This is a genomic window from Mesorhizobium sp. M1227, from assembly GCF_040318315.1.
Classification (GTDB): Bacteria; Pseudomonadota; Alphaproteobacteria; order Rhizobiales; family Rhizobiaceae; genus Mesorhizobium.
Genome location: NZ_JAMYLZ010000005.1, coordinates 85,632 through 107,096, shown reverse-complemented (window position 1 = coordinate 107,096; position 21,465 = coordinate 85,632). Strand labels below are relative to the sequence as shown.

The 21,465-nt window shown below is 63.7% G+C and carries 20 protein-coding genes and 1 riboswitch; of the genes, 9 read left to right on the top strand and 11 right to left on the bottom strand.

Annotated elements, in window-relative coordinates; all coding sequences use genetic code 11:
• Position 1: 1 nt before the first annotated feature.
• The 3 genes from NKH28_RS09490 to NKH28_RS09480 are packed head-to-tail and all read left to right on the top strand — an operon-like array spanning position 2 to position 3,517.
• The gene (locus NKH28_RS09490) at positions 2 to 1,042 is read left to right on the top strand and encodes a 2-hydroxyacid dehydrogenase (protein WP_352978598.1); all 1,041 of its coding nucleotides are present in this window, start codon (positions 2 to 4) and stop codon (positions 1,040 to 1,042) included.
• A gap of 19 nt (positions 1,043 to 1,061) precedes the next feature.
• On the top strand, positions 1,062 to 2,579 hold the full coding sequence (locus NKH28_RS09485) for a glycerol-3-phosphate dehydrogenase (RefSeq protein WP_352542233.1): 1,518 nt from the start codon (positions 1,062 to 1,064) through the stop codon (positions 2,577 to 2,579).
• Entirely contained in the window at positions 2,579 to 3,517 is a 939-nt protein-coding gene (locus NKH28_RS09480) for a sugar phosphate isomerase/epimerase family protein (protein ID WP_352472317.1), read from the top strand. The genes NKH28_RS09485 and NKH28_RS09480 overlap by 1 nt, the downstream gene beginning before the upstream one ends.
• A gap of 47 nt (positions 3,518 to 3,564) precedes the next feature.
• Here NKH28_RS09480 and fba read toward each other — a convergent pair whose 3' ends face one another.
• Complete coding sequence (gene fba / locus NKH28_RS09475) at positions 3,565 to 4,629, bottom strand: class II fructose-bisphosphate aldolase (RefSeq protein ID WP_352978595.1); 1,065 nt, start codon at positions 4,627 to 4,629, stop codon at positions 3,565 to 3,567.
• A 256-nt stretch (positions 4,630 to 4,885) separates the two neighbouring features.
• On the opposite strand from fba, the gene NKH28_RS09470 reads away from it, so the two are divergent.
• Genes NKH28_RS09470 through derI form a run of 3 tightly spaced genes read left to right on the top strand, consistent with a single transcriptional unit; the run spans position 4,886 to position 6,888 of the window.
• Positions 4,886 to 5,650, top strand: coding sequence for a DeoR/GlpR family DNA-binding transcription regulator (locus NKH28_RS09470; RefSeq protein WP_023676017.1), 765 nt, complete (start codon positions 4,886 to 4,888; stop codon positions 5,648 to 5,650).
• Positions 5,651 to 5,660: 10 nt separating this feature from the next.
• Positions 5,661 to 6,419: a triose-phosphate isomerase gene (locus NKH28_RS09465; RefSeq protein ID WP_352978593.1), complete on the top strand. Its 759-nt coding sequence runs from the start codon at positions 5,661 to 5,663 to the stop codon at positions 6,417 to 6,419.
• 25 nt (positions 6,420 to 6,444) lie between these two features.
• Positions 6,445 to 6,888 (top strand): D-erythrulose-4-phosphate isomerase, encoded by a 444-nt coding sequence (gene derI, locus NKH28_RS09460; protein WP_023676015.1) that lies wholly within the window; start codon positions 6,445 to 6,447, stop codon positions 6,886 to 6,888.
• On the opposite strand, the gene dhaL is transcribed toward derI, so the two are convergent.
• The 10 genes from dhaL to mtnK form a co-directional block, all read right to left on the bottom strand.
• Entirely contained in the window at positions 6,885 to 7,523 is a 639-nt protein-coding gene (dhaL, locus tag NKH28_RS09455) for a dihydroxyacetone kinase subunit DhaL (RefSeq protein WP_352472272.1), read from the bottom strand. The genes derI and dhaL overlap by 4 nt on opposite strands.
• Before the next feature lie 9 nt (positions 7,524 to 7,532).
• Positions 7,533 to 8,540, bottom strand: a complete 1,008-nt coding sequence (locus NKH28_RS09450) for a dihydroxyacetone kinase subunit DhaK (RefSeq protein WP_352978591.1) — start codon at positions 8,538 to 8,540, stop codon at positions 7,533 to 7,535.
• Positions 8,541 to 8,606: 66 nt separating this feature from the next.
• Positions 8,607 to 9,080, bottom strand: a complete 474-nt coding sequence (locus NKH28_RS09445; protein WP_352978589.1) for a 6,7-dimethyl-8-ribityllumazine synthase — start codon at positions 9,078 to 9,080, stop codon at positions 8,607 to 8,609.
• 77 nt (positions 9,081 to 9,157) lie between these two features.
• Positions 9,158 to 9,303, bottom strand: a riboswitch (FMN riboswitch).
• 116 nt (positions 9,304 to 9,419) lie between these two features.
• Positions 9,420 to 11,729, bottom strand: coding sequence for a xanthine dehydrogenase family protein molybdopterin-binding subunit (locus NKH28_RS09440; protein ID WP_352978587.1), 2,310 nt, complete (start codon positions 11,727 to 11,729; stop codon positions 9,420 to 9,422).
• Between the two features lie 97 nt (positions 11,730 to 11,826).
• A complete protein-coding gene (locus NKH28_RS09435; RefSeq protein WP_352978585.1) occupies positions 11,827 to 12,297 on the bottom strand; it encodes a nuclear transport factor 2 family protein in 471 nt (156 codons plus the stop codon).
• Positions 12,298 to 12,368: 71 nt separating this feature from the next.
• The gene (locus NKH28_RS09430) at positions 12,369 to 13,355 is read right to left on the bottom strand and encodes an FAD binding domain-containing protein (RefSeq protein WP_352978583.1); all 987 of its coding nucleotides are present in this window, start codon (positions 13,353 to 13,355) and stop codon (positions 12,369 to 12,371) included.
• A gap of 3 nt (positions 13,356 to 13,358) precedes the next feature.
• Complete coding sequence (locus NKH28_RS09425; RefSeq protein ID WP_352472278.1) at positions 13,359 to 14,018, bottom strand: 2Fe-2S iron-sulfur cluster-binding protein; 660 nt, start codon at positions 14,016 to 14,018, stop codon at positions 13,359 to 13,361.
• A gap of 130 nt (positions 14,019 to 14,148) precedes the next feature.
• Entirely contained in the window at positions 14,149 to 15,033 is an 885-nt protein-coding gene (locus NKH28_RS09420; RefSeq protein WP_352768467.1) for a helix-turn-helix domain-containing protein, read from the bottom strand.
• Between the two features lie 181 nt (positions 15,034 to 15,214).
• On the bottom strand, positions 15,215 to 16,309 hold the full coding sequence (gene mtnA, locus NKH28_RS09415) for an S-methyl-5-thioribose-1-phosphate isomerase (RefSeq protein WP_352612266.1): 1,095 nt from the start codon (positions 16,307 to 16,309) through the stop codon (positions 15,215 to 15,217).
• Positions 16,306 to 17,577 (bottom strand): S-methyl-5-thioribose kinase, encoded by a 1,272-nt coding sequence (gene mtnK, locus NKH28_RS09410; RefSeq protein ID WP_352978581.1) that lies wholly within the window; start codon positions 17,575 to 17,577, stop codon positions 16,306 to 16,308. Before mtnK ends, mtnA begins: the two co-directional genes overlap by 4 nt.
• Positions 17,578 to 17,712: 135 nt before the next feature.
• Between mtnK and NKH28_RS09405 the strand changes: the two genes are divergently transcribed.
• From NKH28_RS09405 to NKH28_RS09395, 3 genes are all read left to right on the top strand, one after another.
• Complete coding sequence (locus NKH28_RS09405; RefSeq protein WP_352472280.1) at positions 17,713 to 19,224, top strand: sugar ABC transporter ATP-binding protein; 1,512 nt, start codon at positions 17,713 to 17,715, stop codon at positions 19,222 to 19,224.
• A gap of 83 nt (positions 19,225 to 19,307) precedes the next feature.
• Entirely contained in the window at positions 19,308 to 20,303 is a 996-nt protein-coding gene (locus tag NKH28_RS09400) for an ABC transporter permease (RefSeq protein ID WP_352978579.1), read from the top strand.
• Positions 20,304 to 20,349: 46 nt separating this feature from the next.
• On the top strand, positions 20,350 to 21,405 hold the full coding sequence (locus NKH28_RS09395; RefSeq protein ID WP_352978577.1) for a substrate-binding domain-containing protein: 1,056 nt from the start codon (positions 20,350 to 20,352) through the stop codon (positions 21,403 to 21,405).
• Positions 21,406 to 21,465: the final 60 nt, after the last annotated feature.

Sequence of the window (21,465 nt, the reverse complement as noted above, 5' to 3'; positions counted from 1 at the left end):
CATGCCCAAGAAAATTGCGATCATCGGCGACCGCTTCATGCTTCCGGAAGTGTTTCGCGAGAAAATCGAGGCGGCCTGCGGCGACAATCTCGACATCCGCAGCATTGAGACCGCTTGGCCCGACGAGCCGATGCAATTCGGCAATGCCGCGCTTGGTCTGGACAAGGTCAAGGAGTATTTCGGCGATCCCGACGAGGTGGTGGATTTCATCGGCGACGCCGAAATCTTCGTCACCCAGCTTGCGCCGCTCTCCGAAAGCATGATGCAGCGCCTGCCCACGCTCAAGCTGGTTGCGGTCTCGCGCGGCGGACCGATCAACATCGACATGGCCGCCGCCAAGGCCCACGGCATCATCGTGGTCAATGTGCCCGGCCGCAACGCCAGCGCCGTGGCCGAGTTCACCATCGGCGCCATTCTCGCTGAAACGCGGCTGATCCGCGTCGGTCACGAAGCCTTGCGCAAGGGCGAATGGCGCGGCGATCTCTACCGCGCCGATCGCACCGGCCGCGAGCTCAACGAAATGACCGTCGGTGTCATCGGCTACGGCAATATCGGCACCAGGCTGGTTCGCCTGCTGCGCGCCTTCGGCTGCCGCATCCTGGTTTGCGATCCCTATGTGCAATTGAGCGCCGAGGACCGCAATGCCGGCGTCGAACTGGTTGCGCTGGACGATCTGCTGTCGCGCTCCGATGTGGTCACGCTGCATTCCCGGGTCACCGAGGAGACGCGCGGCCTGATCGGCAAGAACGCCATCGCCCGGATGAAACCCGGCGTAATCTTCGTCAATACCGCGCGCGGACCGCTGGTCGACTACGATGCGCTCTACGAGGCGCTCGTCTCGGGGCAGATCGGCAGCGCTATGCTGGAGACGTTCGCCGTCGAGCCGGTGCCTGCCGACTGGCCGCTGTTGCAACTGCCGAACGTGACGCTGACGCCGCATATCGCCGGCGCGTCGGTACGCACCGTGACCTACGCGGCCGAGCAGGCGGCCGAGGAAGTGCGCCGCTACATCGCCGGGCTGCCTCCGGTCAATCCATGCTGACGACAGGGCATAGAGCGAGATGAACGGTGAAACCGAAATCGTCGACCTCTTCGTCATCGGCGGCGGTGTCAATGGCGCCGGAATCGCGCGCGATGCGGCGGGCCGGGGCCTGTCGGTCATTCTTTGCGAAAAGGACGATCTTGCCGAGGGCACCAGTTCGCGATCGGGAAAGCTCGTTCATGGGGGTTTGCGCTATCTCGAATATTACGAGTTCCGCTTGGTGCGGGAGGCGCTGATCGAACGCGAGGTGCTGCTCGAATCCGCGCCGCACATCATCTGGCCGATGCGCTTCGTGCTGCCACACAGCCCCGATGACCGGCCGGCCTGGCTGGTGCGGCTCGGCCTGTTCCTCTACGACCATCTTGGCGGCCGCAAGCGGCTGCCGGCCACGCGTACGCTCGACCTGCGCACCGCGCCAGAAGGCGCGCCGATCAAGGACAGCTTCAAGCGCGGCTTCGAATATTCCGACTGCTGGGTCGACGACGCCCGCCTCGTCGTCATCAATGCGCTCGACGCCGCGGAGCGTGGGGCCAGGATATTCACCCGCACTGCCTGCACCGCCGCCCGCCGCGAAAACGGCCTGTGGTCGGTGGAGATGCGCGACGGTCGAACCGGCGTCAGGACCACAGTCCGGGCACGGGCGCTGATCAACGCCGCCGGACCCTGGGTCAACGACGTCATCAACCGCGTCGGCGGCCAGAATTCCAGGCGCAACGTGCGCCTGGTCAAGGGCAGCCACATCGTTGTGCCGAAATTCTGGGAAGGGCGGCAGGCCTATCTCGTTCAGAACAGCGACAAGCGGGTGATCTTCATCAATCCCTATCAGGACGATCTGGCGCTGATCGGCACCACTGACATTCCCTATGAAGGGCGGCCGGAGGACGTGACCGCCGATGCGAGCGAGATCGATTACCTGATCAAGGCAGTCAATCGCTACTTCAAGCGCCAGCTCGCACGAAGCGACGTCGTCTACTCGTTTTCCGGCGTCAGGCCGCTCTATGACGACAATGCCGACAATCCGAGCGCGGTGACCCGCGATTACATATTCGAACTCGACGCACCGGCTGGGCAGGCGCCGCTGCTTTCGGTCTTCGGCGGCAAGATCACCACCTTCCGCAAATTGGCCGAGCACGCGCTCGACCGTATCGCCCCGTTCTTTCCGAAAATGGGCAAGCCGTGGACCTCGAAAGGGCACCTGCCGGGCGGCGATATCGCCAATGCCGATTTCGAGCAGTTCCTCGGCGACCTCGGCCATGAATTTCCCTGGATGCCGGCATCGCTGGTCAAGCATTACGGCAGGCTCTTCGGCACAAGGACGCGCGATCTGGTCGGCGCGGCCACCTCGCTCGCCGAACTGGGCCGGCGCTTCGGCAAGGATTTTTTCGAGCGCGAAGCCAATTACCTGTTCGAGCATGAATGGGCCGAGACCGCCGCCGATATTCTCGAAAGGCGCACCAAGCACGGCCTGCATCTGTCTGCCGCGGAAAGAACCGCCTTCGAGGACTGGTGCTCGAGCCGGCTGGCAAAGGCCGGCTGATGGCCTTTACGCTTTCGCTCAACACCAATCCGCTGGTCAACCGCTTTGCGGAGCCGGACGACCTGATCGACGCGATCGCCTATCAGATCGGTATCAGGGACGTCCAACTCACCCATGAATTCGTCAATCCCGGCTGGCCGGCGGCGACGATCGCCAAATTCGTCCGCCTGTTCCGCTCCGCGCTCGACCGCACCGGTGTGCGCGTGACCTCCGCGATGACCGGCCCTTACGGCCGGCTCAATCATTTCGGCCATCCCGATGCCGACGTGCGGCGCTACTACGTCGACTGGTTCAAGACCTTTTCAGAAGTTTCGGCCGAGCTCGGCGCCGCAGGCATGGGCACGCAATTCGCGATCTTCACTCACCGGGATTACGACAATCCTGAACGTCGCGCGCGGCTTTTCGACATCGCGCTGGAATGCTGGCGCGAGGTCGCCGAGCATGCCAAAGCAGCCGGCTTGACCTACCTGTTCTGGGAGCCGATGTCGGTCGGCCGCGAATTCGGCCATACGATCGAAAGCTGCCGGGCACTGCAGCGCGAGATCGAAGCGGCCGGCATGGCCGTCCCGTTCAAGATGATGGTCGACATCGACCATGGCGACGTGACCTCGAGCAATCCGGCGGACACCGACCCTTATGCCTGGGCCGAAGCCTTTCCCAGGCAATCGCCGATCATCCACGTCAAGCAGTCGTCGATGAACAAGGGTGGTCACTGGCCGTTCATTGCCGCTCACAACAAGGACGGCCGCATCACGCCGGAAAAGCTGCTGGAGACGGTTCGCCGTGGCGGCGGCGTCGACAACGAGATCTGCCTCGAATTGTCGTTCCGCGAGCGCGAGCCCGTCGACCACCAGGTCATCGCCATGATCCGCGAGTCGGTCGACTACTGGGCACCCTTTATCGAGACCGGCAGGGCCGATCTCTTGCCGCGAGCATGATCGGATGAGCAGGAGCTGAGGCAGCTCCTGCTCAGAGCCGGAATACGTCAGCCAAATTTCGGATCGAGGCTTCCGGACTTGTAGCGCTTGGCCATTTCCGACAGCGGCAGCGGCTTGATCTTCGGTGCGTTGCCGGCGGTGCCGAATTGCTCGAAGCGCTCCTTGCACAGCTTCCGCATCGCGGCCATTGCCGGCGTCAGATATTTGCGCGGATCGAATTCGCTCGGGTTCTCGGTCAGCACCTTGCGGATTGCGCCGGTCAGCGCCATGCGGTTGTCGGTATCGATATTGATCTTGCGCACCCCGTGCTTGATGCCGCGCTGGATCTCTTCGACCGGCACGCCCCATGTCGGCTTCATCTGGCCGCCATATTTGTTGATGATCTCCTGCAACTCCTCCGGCACCGAGGACGAGCCGTGCATGACGAGATGCATACTCGGCAGACGGCGGTGGATTTCCTCGATGACGTTCATGGCCAGTACAGCGCCGTCCGGCTTGCGGCTGAACTTGTAGGCGCCGTGGCTGGTGCCCATGGCGACTGCCAGCGCATCGACACGGGTGTCGCGCACGAACTGTTCGGCCTGCACGGGATCGGTCAGCAGCTGGTCGTGGCTGATGACGCCCTCGACGCCATGGCCGTCCTCCTGCTCGCCGCCGCCCATCTCCAGCGATCCGAGAACGCCGATCTCGCCTTCCACCGAGACGCCGCCCCAATGCGCCATGTCGACGACGCGGTGGGTGATGCCGGAATTATAGGCGTAGTCGGCCGGCGTCTTGCCGTCTTCCTTCAGCGATCCGTCCATCATCACCGAGGTGAAGCCGTGCTGGATCGCGGTGACGCAGGTCGCTTCGTTGTTGCCATGGTCGAGATGCATGCAGACCGGGATATTGGGATGGATTTCGACCAGCGCGTCGATCAGCTTGGCTAGCACCACATCGTTGGCGTAGGCTCGCGCGCCGCGGCTCGCCTGCAGGATAACCGGCGATTTGGTCTCCTCGGCTGCCTCCATGATGGCGAGGCCCTGTTCCATATTGTTCATGTTAAAGGCAGGCACGCCATAGCCGTATTCGGCGGCATGATCGAGCAATTGTCTCAGTGTGATGCGAGCCACTCAGTAGTCTCCCGTATCCGGTTTCGAGCCAGTGTTTGCGGGCCGTTCGGTTGTCGTCGAGCCCCTGATGCTTCTGGCCGGATTTCCGCGGCACCGCAACCGCTGGGCGCTCGGCCGGCAGCAATTCTTGTTACAGGACGCGACCAGAAGCGTCATAATATCCCATAGAGATATAACATTATCACAAAAAATTTCGTGGCTTGTGCGACGTTTGCTGTTATGTCTCGGAACCGGATTGCACGAGGAAGCCGCGGAAATGAAGAGCGACGGCCGTCGGCAAGGCATCATGGATTTTCTGATGGACATCGGCACCGCCAGTGTCGACGATCTTGCCTCACGCTTCGGCGTGTCAAAGATGACTGTCCACCGCGACCTCGACGAGCTCGAGGAAAGCGGCTTCCTGCGCAAGGTGCGCGGCGGCGCCTCGATCCAGCCGAGCAGCCTTTTCGAGAGCGATTTCCGCTACCGCCAGCGGCTGGCCGGCGACGAGAAGAAGCGCATCGCCGCCGCTGCCGTGACGATGATCGAACCGGGTCAGACGGTGATCATCGACGACGGCTCAACCGCGGGCGGCGTTGCTCGGCATCTTGCCGATCTGCGTCCGCTGACGGTGATCTCGAACAATCTGGCTGTCATCCAGGATTTGGCGGGCGTTGCCGGCATCAACCTGATTGCGCTCGGCGGCCAATACAACAAGAAGTTTCACGGCTTCTTCGGCCTGCTCGCCGAGGACACGCTGAAATCATTGCGCGCCGATGTCGCGTTCCTGTCGTCATCGGCCATCCATGGTGCCTCTGCCTTTCACCAGGATCAGGAAGTGGTCCAGACCAAACGGTTGATGATGGCCGCAGCAGCGCGCAAATATCTGCTGGTCGATCATGGGAAATTCGGCCGCACTGCCTTGCACTTCCTGACAGATCTCAAGGCCTTTGACACGGTCTTCACCGGCCGCGAGCCGCAGCCGCAGATGCGCGCCGCGCTGGATGGTGCCGGCGTTTCGCTGACAGTGATCGCAGAATAGGAGGGCACGTATGGTTTATTGGGTCGGCACCAGCTGGAAAATGAACAAGACGCTCGCCGAGGCGATGGCTTTCGCCGAGGCGCTGGCGGAGTTCGTCCCCGGTTTCGACGAGCGCATCCAGCCTTTCGTCATCCCGCCCTTCACGGCGATCCGCGAGGTCAAGAAAGCGCTGTCGCCGACGCGCATCAAGGTCGGCGCGCAGAACATGCATTGGGCCGACGCCGGCGCCTGGACCGGCGAGATCTCGCCGGTCATGCTGAAAGACTGCGGCCTCGACATGGTCGAGCTCGGCCACAGCGAACGGCGCGAGCATTTCGGCGAGACCGACAACGCCGTCGGTCTGAAGACTGCGGCGGCGGTGAAGCACGGTCTCGTGCCACTCATCTGCGTCGGCGAGACCCTGGCTCAACGCGACAGCGGGCAGGCCGCTGCGGTGCTGGCCTTGCAGGTGCACGGCGCGCTGCAGTTTCTCGAAGGCGCGGCGAAGGCGGCGACGATCCTGTTTGCCTATGAGCCCGTCTGGGCGATCGGCGACAAGGGCGTGCCGGCCAGTTCGGACTATGCCGACAGGCAGCAGGCGCTAATCAAGAAAATCGCACGCGACCTGCTGCCGGCGGTGCCGCCGGTGCTTTATGGCGGCAGCGTCAATCCGCAAAATGCCGCCGAACTGGTCGGCCAGCCCAACATCGACGGCTTGTTCATCGGCCGCTCGGCCCGGCAGGCGGACGGCTATATCGACATCCTCAAGCGCGCCTCGGCGGCGATCTGAACATCAAACAGGAAGGAAACGGAACATGAAAATTGCCATTGGAGCTGATAGCGCCGGTAAGCCGCTGCTCGACGTCATTGCCGCTCACCTCGCTACCAAGCCCGGCCTCACGGTTAGCGACCTCAGCCAGTCGGGCTACTATGCCGACCTGTCACAGAAGCTCGCGCAGACCATCCTGGACGGCGAAAACGATCGCGGCATCCTGTTTTGCGGCACCGGCATCGGCGTATCCATATCCGCCAACAAGGTGCCCGGCATTCGCGCCGCACTCACCCACGACACCTATTCGGCCGAGCGCGCGGCAAAATCCAACAACGCCCAGATCATCACCATGGGCGCCCGCGTCATCGGCCCGGAACTGGCCAAGTCGATCGTCGATGCATGGCTTGCATCGGAATTCGATGAGAAGGGACCGTCGGCCGGCAATGTCCAGGCGATCGACAGGCTCGACGCGGCGAAGCGGGGTTAAGCCAGACTGTTCCACATCGCTCTGATAATCGTCACGGCCGATGCGGCGCCGGGGTCCATATGCCCGAGCGAGCGCTCGCCGAGCCGCGATGAGCGGCCCTTGGCGGCGATCATGTCCTTGGTCGCCTCGGCACCTCGTTCGGCCGCTGCAAGTGCAGCCTCCAGGCTCTCGGACAGGCTCTTGCCGGCTTCCTGCGCGGCACCCGCTGCTTGCGCAGCCGGCAGCCAGGCGTCGACCATGGTCTTTTCGCCGAGCTCGGCCTTGCCGCGATCCTGGATGCCTTGCGCCATCGCCCGGAGCATGGCGATGGTGTCAGCGTCCTCCAGAATTGCCTTGCCTTTGACGGCGGCGGCACCGCGCATGAAGGCGGTCGCATAGAGCGGGCCTGACGAGGCGCCGACCGCGTTGAGGAAGGATTTCGCCGCAGTGTTGAGCAGCGCCGTCGGCTCGGTCGCCGCGAGGTCGAGTTGCGCTAGTGCATCGCGCGCAGCTGTGAAGCCTAGTGCCATGGCGATGCCATGGTCGGCGTCGCCGATGACGCCGTCGAGTTGGCAGAGCCTGTCCTTGTCGGCGTCGATCGCCGCCGCGATCTCATCGAACATTCTTTTCAAGCCGACTGAATCGATCGAGGTCATGATGCTTTCTCAGCCGGCGCGGAACATGGCGCAGTCGCAAGGATGGTCGAGCATCGCCTGCAACTCGCCGTCGAGATGCATCAGCGTCACCGAGGCGCCGGCCATTTCGAGCGAGGTGCAGTAATTGCCGACCCAGGTCGCGTGGACGGAAATACCGACGTCATCCAGCCTCTGCTTGACGCGTCGGTTCATGATGTAGAGCTCCATCAACGGCGTTGAGCCGAGCGAATTGACCAGAACGGCGACCTTATCGCCGCGCGCCGGCGCCATCTCGTCGAGGACCTTGTCCAGCATTTCGTCGGTGATCTCGTCGGCCGTTTTCAACTTTCCGCGCGCGATGCCTGGCTCGCCATGGATGCCCATGCCGATCTCCATCTCGTCCGGTCCGATCTCGAAATTGGGCCGGCGGGTCTGCGGCAGCGAGCAGGGCGACAGCGCCACGCCCATGGTGAAGGTGTGATCGTTGGCCTTCCTGGCGATACGCTCGCATTCATCGAATGACAGCATCTGGTCGCATGCGGCACCGGCGGCCTTGAAGATGAAGAAATTGCCGGCGACGCCGCGCCGCTTCTGCCTCTGGTCGCGCGGCGCCGAGGCGACATCGTCGGTGGTCAGCACGGTGCGCACCTCGATGTCGTCCATTGCCGCCATTTCGGCGGCCATGTCGAAGTTCATCACGTCGCCGGCATAGTTGCCGTACATGAACAGCACGCCGGCGCCACCGCTGGCCGCCTGGGCGCATTCGAGGATCGGGTCCGGCGGCGGCGAGGCGAACACATTGCCGATCGCGGCGGCGTCGGCCAGCCCCTTGCCGACGAAGCCGAGGAAGGTCGGCTCATGGCCCGAGCCGCCGCCGATGACAAGGCCGACCTTGTCTGGGCGCGGTCCGTCGCGGGCGATAATGGCGCGCGGACTGCCGTCCGCGCTTCTGAGGTGGCGCGGATGCGCGGCCAGAATACCCTCCAGCATCTCGTCGACGGAGCGATTGCCGTCATTGATGATCTTCTTGGTCTGCACCGGCATCCTCCTGCTTCGTGAGATACTACAGCGCCTTACCGGGATTTCCACCCGGCGGTGGAGGTTTCACGCCGCGATGTGTTCGCGTGCTGCCAGCAGTTGCACGCAGGCACTGGCCGCCTCTTTGCCCTTGACCTTGAAATGCTCGAAGAAGAAGCGGTGATGGTCCGCGCTATCATGGTAGTTGTGCGGCGTCAGCACCGCCGAAAGCACCGGCACGCCAGTCGACAATTGCACATTCATCATGCCGTCGATGACCGCGCTTGCAACAAACTCGTGCCGGTAGATGCCGCCATTGACGACGAACGCGGCGCCGAGGATAGCGGCATAGCGGCCGGTCACGGCAAGCGTCTTTGCATGCAGGGGAATCTCATAAGCGCCAGGCACATCGAAGACATCGACGGCAAAGCGTTTCTCTCCGAGAACCGCCAGTTCCGCCTCGAATGCTTCAACGCATTGGTCGACAATATCGGCATGCCAACGCGCGCGAACAACGGCAACGCGGATCGTTTCATAGTCGTTGTGGGAATGCTGATTCATGGGTCCATCCTTCCGTTTCGAACCAGAATCAGGACGCACGATACGGAGTCCGAACCGCGAAAGCGGACCGTCTTCCATTTCGTTCTCTTCCATCCGGACTGTGACCGTCGGCTCCGGAATCACACCGGATCTGCTGACCCCTCCGGCTAACCGGAAAGCGCTCGCGGGCTTGGGCCGAGACCCTTACCGCCGGTGGGACTTTCACCCCGCCCTGAGAACATTGACGGCGTTTGTATGGAAGGGCCGGAAAGCGCTGTCAACCACCGGCATCGTCATCGATGGCGCAGAAATAGCGATCCGTTTCGACCTGGTCACCGTTGAGGGCGAGGGAGGAGAGCGTCAAATGGCGATCACAGGTAAGGCAGGCAGCACCTTGTCCAAGGTGATGGGAAATTCACGCACTCGCACGCCGGCCGCGTTGTAAACGGCGTTGGCGACAGCAGCCCCCGCACCGCACACGCCGAGCTCGCCGAGACCCTTTGCGCCAAGCGGGTTGGCCTTGTCGTCGTCTTCCTCGAGGAAGGCGACCTCCATATCGGGGACATCGCCATTGACCGGCACATGATACTCGGCAAGATCGTGATTGACGAAGTGGCCGTAGCGCGGGTCGAGCACCGTCTGCTCCATCAGCGCTGCACCGATCCCCCAGGTCATGCCGCCGATGATTTGCGAGCGCGCGGTCTTGGCGTTGAGGATACGGCCCGCGCCGATCACAGCCAGCATCCGGCGCATGCGGATTTCACCGGTATCGCAATCGACAGCGACCTCTGCGAAATGCGCGCCATAGGAATGCTGCGAATAGGTCTTGTATGACTGGGTGGTGGCGCCCGCGGCTACGGAGCCTTCGGCTTCGAGCCCGTCGGGAGAGATCCCTCGGATAAGATCGGCCAGGCTCGCCGATCGCTGGCCGACCCTGACCTCGCCGTCGGCAAAGCTTGCCTCGGTGGCGTTCGCGCCGCGCAACGGCGAGGCTTCGTTCGACAGCGCCGCCTCCAGGATCTGTTTCTTGAGGACGTTGCACGCATTATACAAGGCCGAACCCGCGCTTGCTGCGCCCCAGGACCCGCCGGAGCCGGCGGTACGCGGGAAGCGGCTGTCGCCGAGCTCCACCTTGACGGACGAGATCGGCAGGCCGAGGCTCTCGGCGGCAATCTGGGTCAGGATCGTATAGGTGCCGGTCCCAATATCGGTCATGTCGAGCCGCGCCGTCACCCGACCGTCCCGGTCGATCGCAACCCGCGCCGTCGCCGCGCCGATATAGTTCGGACGGATCGCCGCCGCCATGCCGTGGCCGATAAGCTTGCGGCCCTCCCGAGTTCGGCCCGGTGTCGGGTTTCTCCGCTCCCAGCCGAAACGGCGGGCGCCTTCCTCCATGCAGGCGACGAGATTGCGGGTGGAGAACGGCACGCCGCGCTCGGGATCCTGTGCCGGTTCGTTGCGGATCCTGAGTTCGATCGGGTCCAGACCGGCGCGCTCGGCGAGCTCATCCATGGCGCATTCGAAAGCCAGCATGCCGGGCGCTTCGCCCGGCGAGCGCATCCATTCGCCGCGGTTGATGTCCAGCGGAACCAGGCGATGGCGGGTGAGACGGTTCGGCGCCGCGTAGAGCGAGCGCGCAAAAACTGCCGTTTGTTCGCAGTACTCCTCCAAGCTGGACGTTGCCGACCAGACATCGTGTGCCATCCCGGTGAGCCGCCCGTCAGTGTCCGCGCCGAGACGTACCTGTTGGACCATCTCTGCGCGATGACCGGCATTGGCGAACATCTGTTGTCGCGTCAGCGCGATCTTCACGGGGCGCTGCAGCACCTGCGCTGCAAGTGCGGCCAGGATCGTGTCGGCATGGGCAATCAGCTTGGAGCCGAAGCCTCCGCCGATGAAGGGGCTGACGATGCGCACTCGCTCGAGCGGGATGCGAAGCGTGCTGGCGACCCCGGCCCGGAAGTTCGCGAGGGTCTGCGCCGATGTACGGATCGTCAGCTCGTTGCCTGACCAGGCAGCAAGCGTCGCATGCGGCTCCATCGGATTGTGATGTTCGAAGGGGGTCCCGTAAGTGGAATCGATCTTGATCGGCGCCGTCGCAAAGGCGCGCTCGAAGTCGCCGACCACGCTGTCGGTCTCGAAGCCGGCATTGGTCCGCTTTGGCGCGTAGGCGTCGGCGATATGTCCCGGTAGATCGTAGAGGCCCGGCTCCTCGTCGTAGCGTACTCTGATGAGGCCCGCAGCAGCGCGCGCCGCCTCGAACGTCTCCGCAACGACCAGCGCGACCGGCTCGTCGTAATACCGTACCTGATCGCTGTTGAGCGCGGGCCGGGGGCGCGCGAAGACCTCCGGCACCGTTGGCGTGACCGTTGGGCCGAAATCCGGCTGGGCCGGCGCATTCCGGTGCGTCATGACGAGCAGCACTGCCGGCGCCCGTTCGGCTTCGGCCGTGTCGATCTCGGCGATGCGGCCCTTGGCGACGGAGGCGCCGAGAATGTAGCCATAGGCTGTACCATCCAGCTCATTCTCGTAAGCGTATGTGGCGCCGCCCGTCACTTTGAGCGGACCGTCGATGCGGTCGATCGGCCGCCCGATGATGCCAGCATCGGCACGAGGTTTCACCCTTGAATGGGTGGCGGAGCCGGGCAGTCCGGGTATGGTCTCGTTCATAAGTCACCTAAAGATTTTTCATCTGGAGTTCGGAGGCATCGAGGCCGCGACGACGCGCTTCCTCGCACCTTTATGTTCGTCGCGCGGCGGCCGGAGCTCACGCGGCGATCTCGCCGAAATACTCGCGAAACTCGACCAGCCTCCCTGTTGGGCCGGCTCGCATGAAGATCGCATGCAGGCCAGTGTAGGGCGCGCCACCGATTGTCCCGCTCCCGCGATCGCAGACGATGACCCAGTCGGCGGCGAAGAGCTTGAGATCGACGGTCGATTTCGTGATCCTGTTCCCCTGCGCTTGATGCGCGGCGGTCCAGGCTGCGAGTGCCCGTTTGCCCTCTGGCGGTCCGTGTCGGCCTCGTTGCTCGCCGACAGGGAATTGGAAGGTCATCGTCTCATCGCAACAGTCAAGGAATGCCGTCCAGTCGCCAGAGGCCCAGCCGGCAAAGAAGGCGTCTACGGCGGCCTCGAGCCCGTGACGAGCTCCCGGGTCGGATGTGGCGCCCCAGGCTGTGGCGGCAGAGACGAGAAGGCCGCCAGCCGCGGCGGCAACGGCGCGTCGCGTGAGTTTCATATCGATCTCCTGCTCGGCGCCGGCATCTGGGAACAGCGGTTCGGGGTCGTCGTCTCTGTCATCGCATCGCCTCATGCACTCTCGGCGGCAGCAGCCAGCGTGTGCCGTATCGTCCGTTTCGCCAGCGGGATCTTGAAACCATTGGCGCCATGACCGACGGCTCCGGCGAGCGCGGCTTCGGCCGCGTCGCTAAAGGCACCGTCGGATGCCGCCGCGCCTGCCAGCGCGCGCTCCGCCTCCGTCGCGCGCCAGGGTTTCGCTGCCACGCCGCCCATGGCGATCCGAGTGCTTCGGATACGGTCGCCGCTTTTCTCGACGATTGCTGCCACCGACAACAGCGCGAAGGCGTAGGAAGCACGGTCGCGCACCTTGCGGTAAACCTGTCGGCCGGGTGGCGGCGGCGGCAGGGCAACCGAGACGACTATTTCGCCGTGGCCGAGCACGGTCTCCACCTGGGGCGTCGCCTCGGGCAACCGATGGAAATCGCCGATCGGGATCGTGCGGGTCTCGCCGCCGGGCGAGACGGTCTCAATCCTGGCGTCGAGCCCGGACATGGCGACCGCCATGTCGGAGGGATGGACCGCAATGCAGGCTTCGCTCGCGCCGAGTACGGCGTGCATGCGGTTGAAGCCCTGAAGCGCCGCGCAGCCCGAACCCGGCTGGCGCTTGTTGCAGGGCATGTTGCGGTCATAGAAGTAAGGGCAGCGCGTGCGCTGCAGGAGATTGCCGCTTGTCGAGGCCTTGTTGCGTATCTGTCCGGACGCTCCCGCCAGCAGCGCTTGCGTGAGCATCGGGTAGCGCGACCTTACCCGCGGGTCGGCGGCGAGATTGCTATTGCGGACCTGGGCGCCGACCCGAAGCCCGCCTTCCGCCGTCTCCTCGATCCGATCAAGCGGCAGCCGGCTGATGTCGACGAGATGCGCTGGGCGCTCGATCTCGAGCTTCATCAGGTCGAGCAGGTTGGTGCCGCCGCTGATGAACTTGGCGTCCGGCCGGGCCGCAACCGCGGCCGCCGCCTGCTCAGCACTCGCCGCACGTTCATAAGTGAAGGACTGCATTGCTCATGCCTCCTCTGCCGCGTCGCGGATTGCAGCGACAATGTTCGGATAGGCGGCGCAACGGCAGATGTTGCCGCTCATCCGCTCGCGGATCTCGGCATCGGTGAGAGCGACGGAAGCCGCTGCCACGTCGGCGCTCGCATGGCTTGGCCAGCCGGCCCGCGCCTCGCCCAGCATGCCAACCGCCGAGCAGATCTGGCCTGGCGTACAGTAGCCGCACTGGAAACCGTCGCGGGCGACGAAGGCGGCCTGGACCGGATGCAGCCGGTCACCCTCGGCAAGGCCCTCGATAGTGGTGATCTCGTCGCCTTCATGCATTGCGGCAAGCGTCAGGCAGGAATTGATCCGGCGCCCATCGACGAGCACCGTGCATGCGCCGCACTGGCCGTGGTCGCAGCCCTTCTTCGAGCCGGTGAGGCCGAGATGGTTGCGCAGGGCGTCGAGCAGCGTCGTCCGCGGGTCGAGCTCGACGGCAAGATCCTTCGCGTTGATCCGTAACGACATCGTCATCGTCGGTAGCGGCGAGGACGATGCAGCCGCCGTGACGGTCTCGGCCGGCTCGGCGTCAACCGGTAGTCCGGTAGCCAGCAGCACCCCAGTCGCAACACCGCCTTCCAATACCATCCGACGCGTCGGCCCGCTCCTGTTGTCCGTTTTGGCCATGCATGATCTCCCAGCCGCAATGAGGCGCAGACGGCAACTTGACCCGAGCGAACCCTCGGGTTCTGTCACCCAACGACACTGGAGGTGGGAGTGCGGGCGGCGGCTTTCTTTCAAGAAACCGGCGGCACTATCAGGATTCTGGAGAAGAATTCACCCGATAGGCACGAGGCGTCATGCCCCTCAGACGTCGGAAGGTCGTGGTGAAGTGGCTCTGGCTTGAGAAGCCGAGCCGAAAGGCAATGACACCGATCGACAAACCCGTTTCGCGCAGCAGCGCCTCCGCTCGCCGCACCCGTTCCTCGATCACATAGGCGTAGGGTGCAAGGCCGGTCGTCGCCTTGAAGCGACGCGCAAAACTGTCGACGGCCATGCCCGCGGCGGCTGCCAGCTCGCTTAGCGAAATGTCGGAATTCATATGCGCATCGATGTAATCCCGAACGCGACCAAGTGCCCGGCGGCTGAGACAGCCGTGACGTACAAACCGCGGTTGCTCCCGGCTCAGGTTGGCCACGCGGAGACTGACGAGGGCGACCAGATGCTCGACATAGGCAGTGTCTGGCTTGTGGCCGAGTGCCATCTCGTCACGAAGCGAACTCAAGAGCGTGGCGACGACCGCGTCTTTCTTGTTTACCAGTATAGGCAGGTTCCTCAGGCGTTCGCATCCGGGAAGCCCGATATCGGGATCGATCCACAGGGCTGAATAGGAGAGGTTTACATCGCGATAGAAGCCCTGTCGTTCCGCGCCTGCCGGGACGAAGGTGAGGGCTCCGGGACGGTCCATTCCGTCGTAAAGGGATCGTGCCTCGTGCCGGATGGATGTATGGGACGTGCCGCCTTCTTCGGTCAGCACGATCAGATGATGAGGGGCTGTCCAGCGGAGCTCCGCCTCCCGGCACGCCCACCGCCGGTTGTCGAAGACGATCGAGGAACTGATCCATGACGCGGTTTGCAGGGGCTCCGACTTCTCGTCCTTGCTCCGAACCCGTCCGTCACCAAGCAACGGTCTGAATGACATCGCGGTATCCCGCTGGTTCACTCGCCGAGCCGTGGGCAGCCCCGGCTTCGAGCGTTGGGCGCCGCCCCGCCGCTACGCATACGGCCGTCCATGTGGGACAGGCAACGGGCGTTTTTAACCGTGCCGTGTTCAAGAAATCGTGAGATCAGGCAAATCCGGAGCGCCCTCCCGGAAAAGCCGATCATCCGCGCTCGGGAAACATCACCCTCAGGCCTTCGCGCGAGGCCGTAGCGACACCGCGTTCGGTGATCAAGCCGGTGACCAGCCGCGCCGGCGTCACGTCGAAGGCCGGATTGGCCGCCGGCGTGCCTTCCGGGGATACGCGGACCTGGGCGATCTCGCCGGAAGCGGTCTTGCCCCAGACCAGTGAGACCTCGTCGGGCGAGCGCTGTTCGATCGGGATGTCGGCCAGCCCGTCGCCCACGGTCCAGTCGATCGTCGGCGACGGCAGCGCGACATAGAACGGCACGTCGTTGTCGGCGGCGGCGAGCGCCTTGAGATAGGTGCCGATCTTGTTGCACACATCGCCGTCGGCGGTGGTCCTGTCGGTGCCGACGACGACCATGTCGATCTGGCCGCGCTGCATCAGATGGCCGCCGGCGTTGTCGACAATGAGCGTATGCGGCACGCCGTGGCCGGCCATCTCCCAGGCGGTCAATTGGGCACCCTGGTTGCGGGGTCGCGTTTCGTCGACATAGACATGGACTGGAATACCGGCTTCCGTCGCAAGATAGATCGGCGCGGTGGCGGTGCCGTAGTCGACGGTGGCCAGCCAGCCGGCATTGCAGTGGGTCAGGATATTGACTGGTTCGCCCGGCTGCTTGCGCGCCGCGATCGCCTTGATGATTTCGAGCCCATGGGCGCCGATGGCGCGGTTGAGGCCGACATCCTCGTCGGCGATCTCGCCGGCACGCCGATAGGCAGCCGCGGCACGTTCTGCCAGGGGAAGCGTCAGCAGGAAGCGCTGCATTTCGTTCAGCGCCCAGCGCAAATTGATCGCCGTCGGGCGCGTTTCGTGCAAGGTTGCCCAGACGGCGTCGAGTGCTGCATCCGACGGATCGTCGGCCATCTGCATGGCGACGCCATAGGCCGCGGTGACGCCGATCAGCGGCGCCCCGCGAACCCACATGTCGCGGATTGCCGTGGCGATGCCGGCGACGGTATCGATCTTTTCGATACGGAAATCATGCGGCAGCCAGCGCTGGTCGATGATCTCCACCGAACGCCCGTCGTCACTCGGCCAGATGGTGCGGTAGTGGCGGTCGCCGACGTTCAAATCCTGCTCTCCCGTTCGATCAGCGCGGCCAACCGGTTGACCTCGTCGATGCTGTGGATCTGGCGCCGGTTGACGGCGAGGTGACGGCCGAATTTCAGCGCCTTTGCCTCACATCTGGCGCGCAGATCCGGATCGGCAATGGTCTCGAAATCGGCATTGTGGGCAAGGCCGAGAATTCGCCGGTGAACCTCGACGCCGGCAAAGCCGAGCAGATCGGTCCAGATCGAATGCAGCATGTGGTCTAGCGCCTGCTCGGCGCCAAGCCTGTCGCCCTGATCTTCGAACAGGCTCTTCTGGTAGAGCATGCCGGTACGCTCGGTTCGCCACAGATGCGAGAACTCGGCGCGAAACACCGACCATGTCTCGACCGTAACGCCGATCAGATAGTCACGCATGGCGTCGCGGCTTCCGTCCTGTTCATGGCCGCGCTGCGAGAAGAACGCCATCCAGAAATTGGCGAGCAGCATGCCGACGTCGAAGGCGATCGGCCCGTAGAAGGCGAATTCGGGGTCGATCATCCTCGTTTCGGTGTCGGTGACCATGATCGAGCCGGAATGCAGGTCGCCATGCAGCAGCGTCTCGGCATTGGCAGCGAAGATGTGCTTCATGCGCTGCGCCTCGACCTTGAGGTCGCGGTCGGCGCGCAGCTCGGCGACAATGCCGTCGAGCTGCGGGCTGGTGTGCCGGTTCATCTTGGCATCGAAATACGGATCCGAGAAAACCAGGTTCTCGGTGATGTCGCAGAGTTCGACATTGTCGGCGAACAGCGCCAGATCGGCCTTGCGGTCCTTGGTCGCCATATGCAGGTCGGAGCCGCGAAACAACGTGCGGGCCATGAACAAGCCGATGTCTGTCGCGATGTTGGGCAATTGCCGGCCTTCGATCAGCGCCCGCCGCAGGATAATGTGCGGCGACAGATACTCCATGATGATCAGCGCCTGGCCTTCGTCGAAGTGATAGATATCGGGCACCGAACCCGGCGCCCGCGCCTGTTGCCGCGTCAGCGCATGGTATTCGAAGAAGGAGCGTTTTAGCGGCAGCGGCCAGCTGTCGCCGACCAGCCGGACGTAGGGCAGGGCCTGCTTGACGACGGCCGCACCCTCAGCACCCTCGACGATGAACACCAGGTTCAGATTGCCGTCGCCGACTTCACGAACCTTCCACTGGCTCGTATCCTTGCCGATCTGCGAACACAGGGCCTCGTTGGCACCCAGACGGCCCGCCAGTGTCTCGACCGACAGTGCTTCGAACGGCGATTTCCCAGTCATCCTCACCTCCCGCTCATGTGCTCCGATGATAGCGGAGCCAACGCGGTCGGGCCAAGCTAGGAAGCCTGCTGGCAATTGTCAATCGTGTTGACAATTGCCGATATAGCCCATAGCGTCATGGTCAGGGAGGAACGAATGGGCAATGATGCCGTGTTCCGCGTCGACGGCCTGAGGAAATCCTTTGGCCATATCGAGGTGCTTGGCGGCGTCTCGCTCGAATTGCGTGCCGGCGAAGTGACCGTGCTGATGGGCGCCAACGGCGCCGGCAAATCCACCCTCGTCAAGATCATCAGTGGTGTCTACGACCATGGCGGCGGCACGATGTCGCTTGCCGGTCACGTGTTCGACCCGAAAACGCCGGCGGAGGCGATCCGCGCCGGCGTCGTTACCGTCCACCAGAACATCAATGACGGTGTCGTCGCCGACCTCGACGTCGCCACCAACCTTACCCTCGACAGGTTGAGCGGCAGCGGCGTGCCGACCCTGTTCAATCCAGGCCGGGTGCGTCGCGAGGCAAAGGCGGTGGCCCACCGCATGGGACTGGCCATCGACCTCAAGGCCCGGATCAGCGATCTCTCTCTGGCCGACCGCCAGATGGTGGCGATCGCCCGCGCCATGGCGCACCGGCCGAAAGTGCTGATCCTCGACGAGCCGACCTCCTCGCTGTCCAGCGCCGAAGCCGACCGGCTGTTCGCGCTGCTCGACCGGCTTCGCCAGCAAGGCGTGGCCATCCTCTACATCTCGCACCGTATGTCGGATATCAGACGGCTTGCCGATCGCATCATTTCGATGCGCGATGGGGTTATCTCAGGTATCTTCGACAAGAAGCCGCTGGATTACGAAGGTGCGGTCAACGCCATGCTCGGCCGCAAGATCCAGCTCGAGCGGATCGTCGCCAGGAATTCGGCCAAAGCAATTTTCACTGCCGACGCGCTGCGGATTGCTGAAGGCGCCAGGCCGATCTCGCTGACCCTCGGCGATGGCGAGGTCGTTGCCATCACCGGCCTTGTCGGTGTCGGCAAGACCGTGCTCGCCGAGACGCTGTTCGGCCTGCGCCAGCCGCTGGCCGGGACCATGGTGCTGAACGGGAAACCTTATGCTCCGGCATCGACCGGCGAAGCGATTGCCGCCGGTGTGTTTCTCGTCGCCAAGGACCGAGGCGAAAATGGCATCGTCGGCGACTTCAACATCCAGGAGAATATCAGCCTGCCGTTCCACAGCCGCATGTCGCGTCTCGGTGTTCTCAAACGCCGTATCGAACGCGCCATTGCCCGCCAGCAGATCCAGGAGCTCGGCATCGTCTGCCGCTCGGAGAGGGACGAGATGGCGTCGCTTTCCGGCGGCAATCAGCAAAAGGTGATGGTCGCCCGCTGGATGTCGCAGGCGGCAAGGCTTTTCATCCTCGACGAGCCCTTTCAGGGCGTCGACATTTCGGCTAGGCGCGACATCGCCGCCAAGCTGCGGGCCAGCGCCCACGGCCGCGCGACGCTGCTGTTCGTCACCGAACTCGACGAAGCCCTGGAGACGGCCGATCGCATCCTGGTGATGTCGGAGCAGACGATCGTCGGCGAGCACCGCAATACCGATGTCGATCTCGAGCGTCTGCTGGCCGAAGTGGCGGGCGGGCCGTTGCACAGCGCAGCCTGACGGCGGGATGACGATGAGAATTGGAATGGAGAGGGCATGAATTCGGGTTGGATAAAGACGGTGCCGGCGTGCGGGAGCGCTGAATGATGCTGCGCGACAATGCTATTCGCTACGGCTTCATCGTTCTGTTGTTCGGGCTGATCGCCTATTTCGCCGTCGCTGCCGATGGTTTCGTCTCGCCGCAAAGTGCTGTCTTCATCTTCCAGTCGGTCGCCATCACCGGCGTTCTGGCGCTCGGTGTCACCGCCACGCTGGTCGTCGGCGGCTTCGACCTGTCGATCGGCTCTGTCGCCACCAGCGCCATGATGGCGGCTGCCTATGTCATGGTGGTGCTGGGGCAGAACGCCGTCGTGGCGGTCGTCGTCTGTCTTGTGATCGGCGCCGTCGTCGGCCTGATCAATGGCTGGCTGATCGTCTATATGCGGGTTCCGGACCTTTTGGCGACGCTCGGCATGATGTTCCTGCTTGTCGGCCTGCAGCGCATCCCGACCGAAGGCCGTTCGATCGCCACCGGCATGACCATGCCCGACGGCTCGGTCGCCAACGGCAGCTTCGGCGCCGCGTTCCTGGCGCTGGGCCGCCATCGCTTCGATTTCTTCATCCCGAACCTCATTCCGGTGTCGGTCGTCGTTCTGCTCGTGCTGGCGGTGCTGATCTGGTTTTTTCTCGAATACACGCGTTTCGGGCGCATGATGTATGCGGTCGGCAGCAACGAACGCGCCGCAGAACTCGCCGGCGCGCCTGTCAAGGCATACAAAATCTGGGCCTACGTTATTTCGGGAGTTTTTGCCTCGATCGGCGGCATTTTGCTCGCTGCCCGGCTTGGACGCGGCGACATCGCCTCGGGTAATAATCTGTTGCTCGACGCGGTGGCTGCGGCACTCATCGGTTACGCGGTTCTCGGCGCCGCCAAGCCGAACGCCTTCGGCACGGCTGTCGGCGCGGTGTTTGTCGGCGTGCTGCTGCAAGGCCTGACGATGATGAACGCGCCTTACTACACGCAGGATTTCGTCAAGGGCGTGGTTCTCGTGGTCGCTCTTGTCTTTACCTTCGCCCTTTCCGGCAGGGGCAGGAGATAGGGTTCGACCGGGTCATATTTTGGGTTCAACAAGTGGAGGAAACGACGTGAACATCACAAGAAGGCTTTTGGGGAAGGCAGCGCTCGGGCTTGCCGGCGCAACATTGCTGATGCAGATGCCGGCAATAGCGCAGGACAGGCCGCCGCCGTTCGACAAGCCGGGTGCCGTCAAGATAGCGCTGGTCCGCTATCTCTCGACCGGCGACTTCTTCCAGGCCTACCTTTCCGGCGTCGAGGCGCAGGCCAAGGCGCTCGGTGTCGACCTGCGCGTGCTCGATAGCCGCCAGGACGCGGCGCTTCAGGCGGACATGGTCGACCAGGCTATCGCGCTCGGCGTCCAGGGCATCATCATCCAGCACGGACTGACGGAATCGATGAAGGACGCCGCCCAGCGTGCGGTCGACGCCGGCATCAAGGTCGTCGCCTTCGACGTCAATGTCGAAAACCCCAAGATCCCGCAGATCGAACAGTCCGACCGCGACCTCGCGCGCCTGGCGCTCGAACAGGCGGTCAAGGACAATGGCGAGAGCTGGAAGGCCGGCTATGTCTATGTCGCCGGCATCGCGCCGCTCGACCGCCGCAACGAGACCTGGGTCGAATTCAAGAAGAAATATTCGGGCATCAACGAAGCCGCCATGTTCGGCACGCTCGACAATCCGATCGCCAATTCGGTCGCCAACCAGGCCCGTTCGGTGCTATCGGCCCATCCCGACATCAAGGTGATGTTCGCGCCCTATGACGAATTCGCCAAGGGCGTGAAGATCGCGGTCGACGAGGCCGGGCTGAACAAGGACATCAAGATCTATTCGGCCGACATCTCGACCTCGGATATCGCCGCGATGCGCGAGCCGGACAGCGCCTGGGCGGCAACCGCCGCCACCAACCCGGCCGTCGTCGGCCAGGTCTCGGTGCGTGCGCTGGCGCAGCTCTTGGCCGGCGAGGATCCTGGCCACAACGTCATCGTGCCGCCGACGCTGATCACCCAGAAGGATCTGCTCGACAAGGACATCAAGAACATGGAGGACCTCTCGGCCAAGCTGCCGCAATTCGCCCATGCCGATGTCGCGATGCCGACCTGGATGCCGAACCCGAACGCGAAGTAGTCTTTCACTATCGGCAAAGGAAAAGAGCGGCTCGCGAGCCGCTCTTTTTTGTTCGTCCGG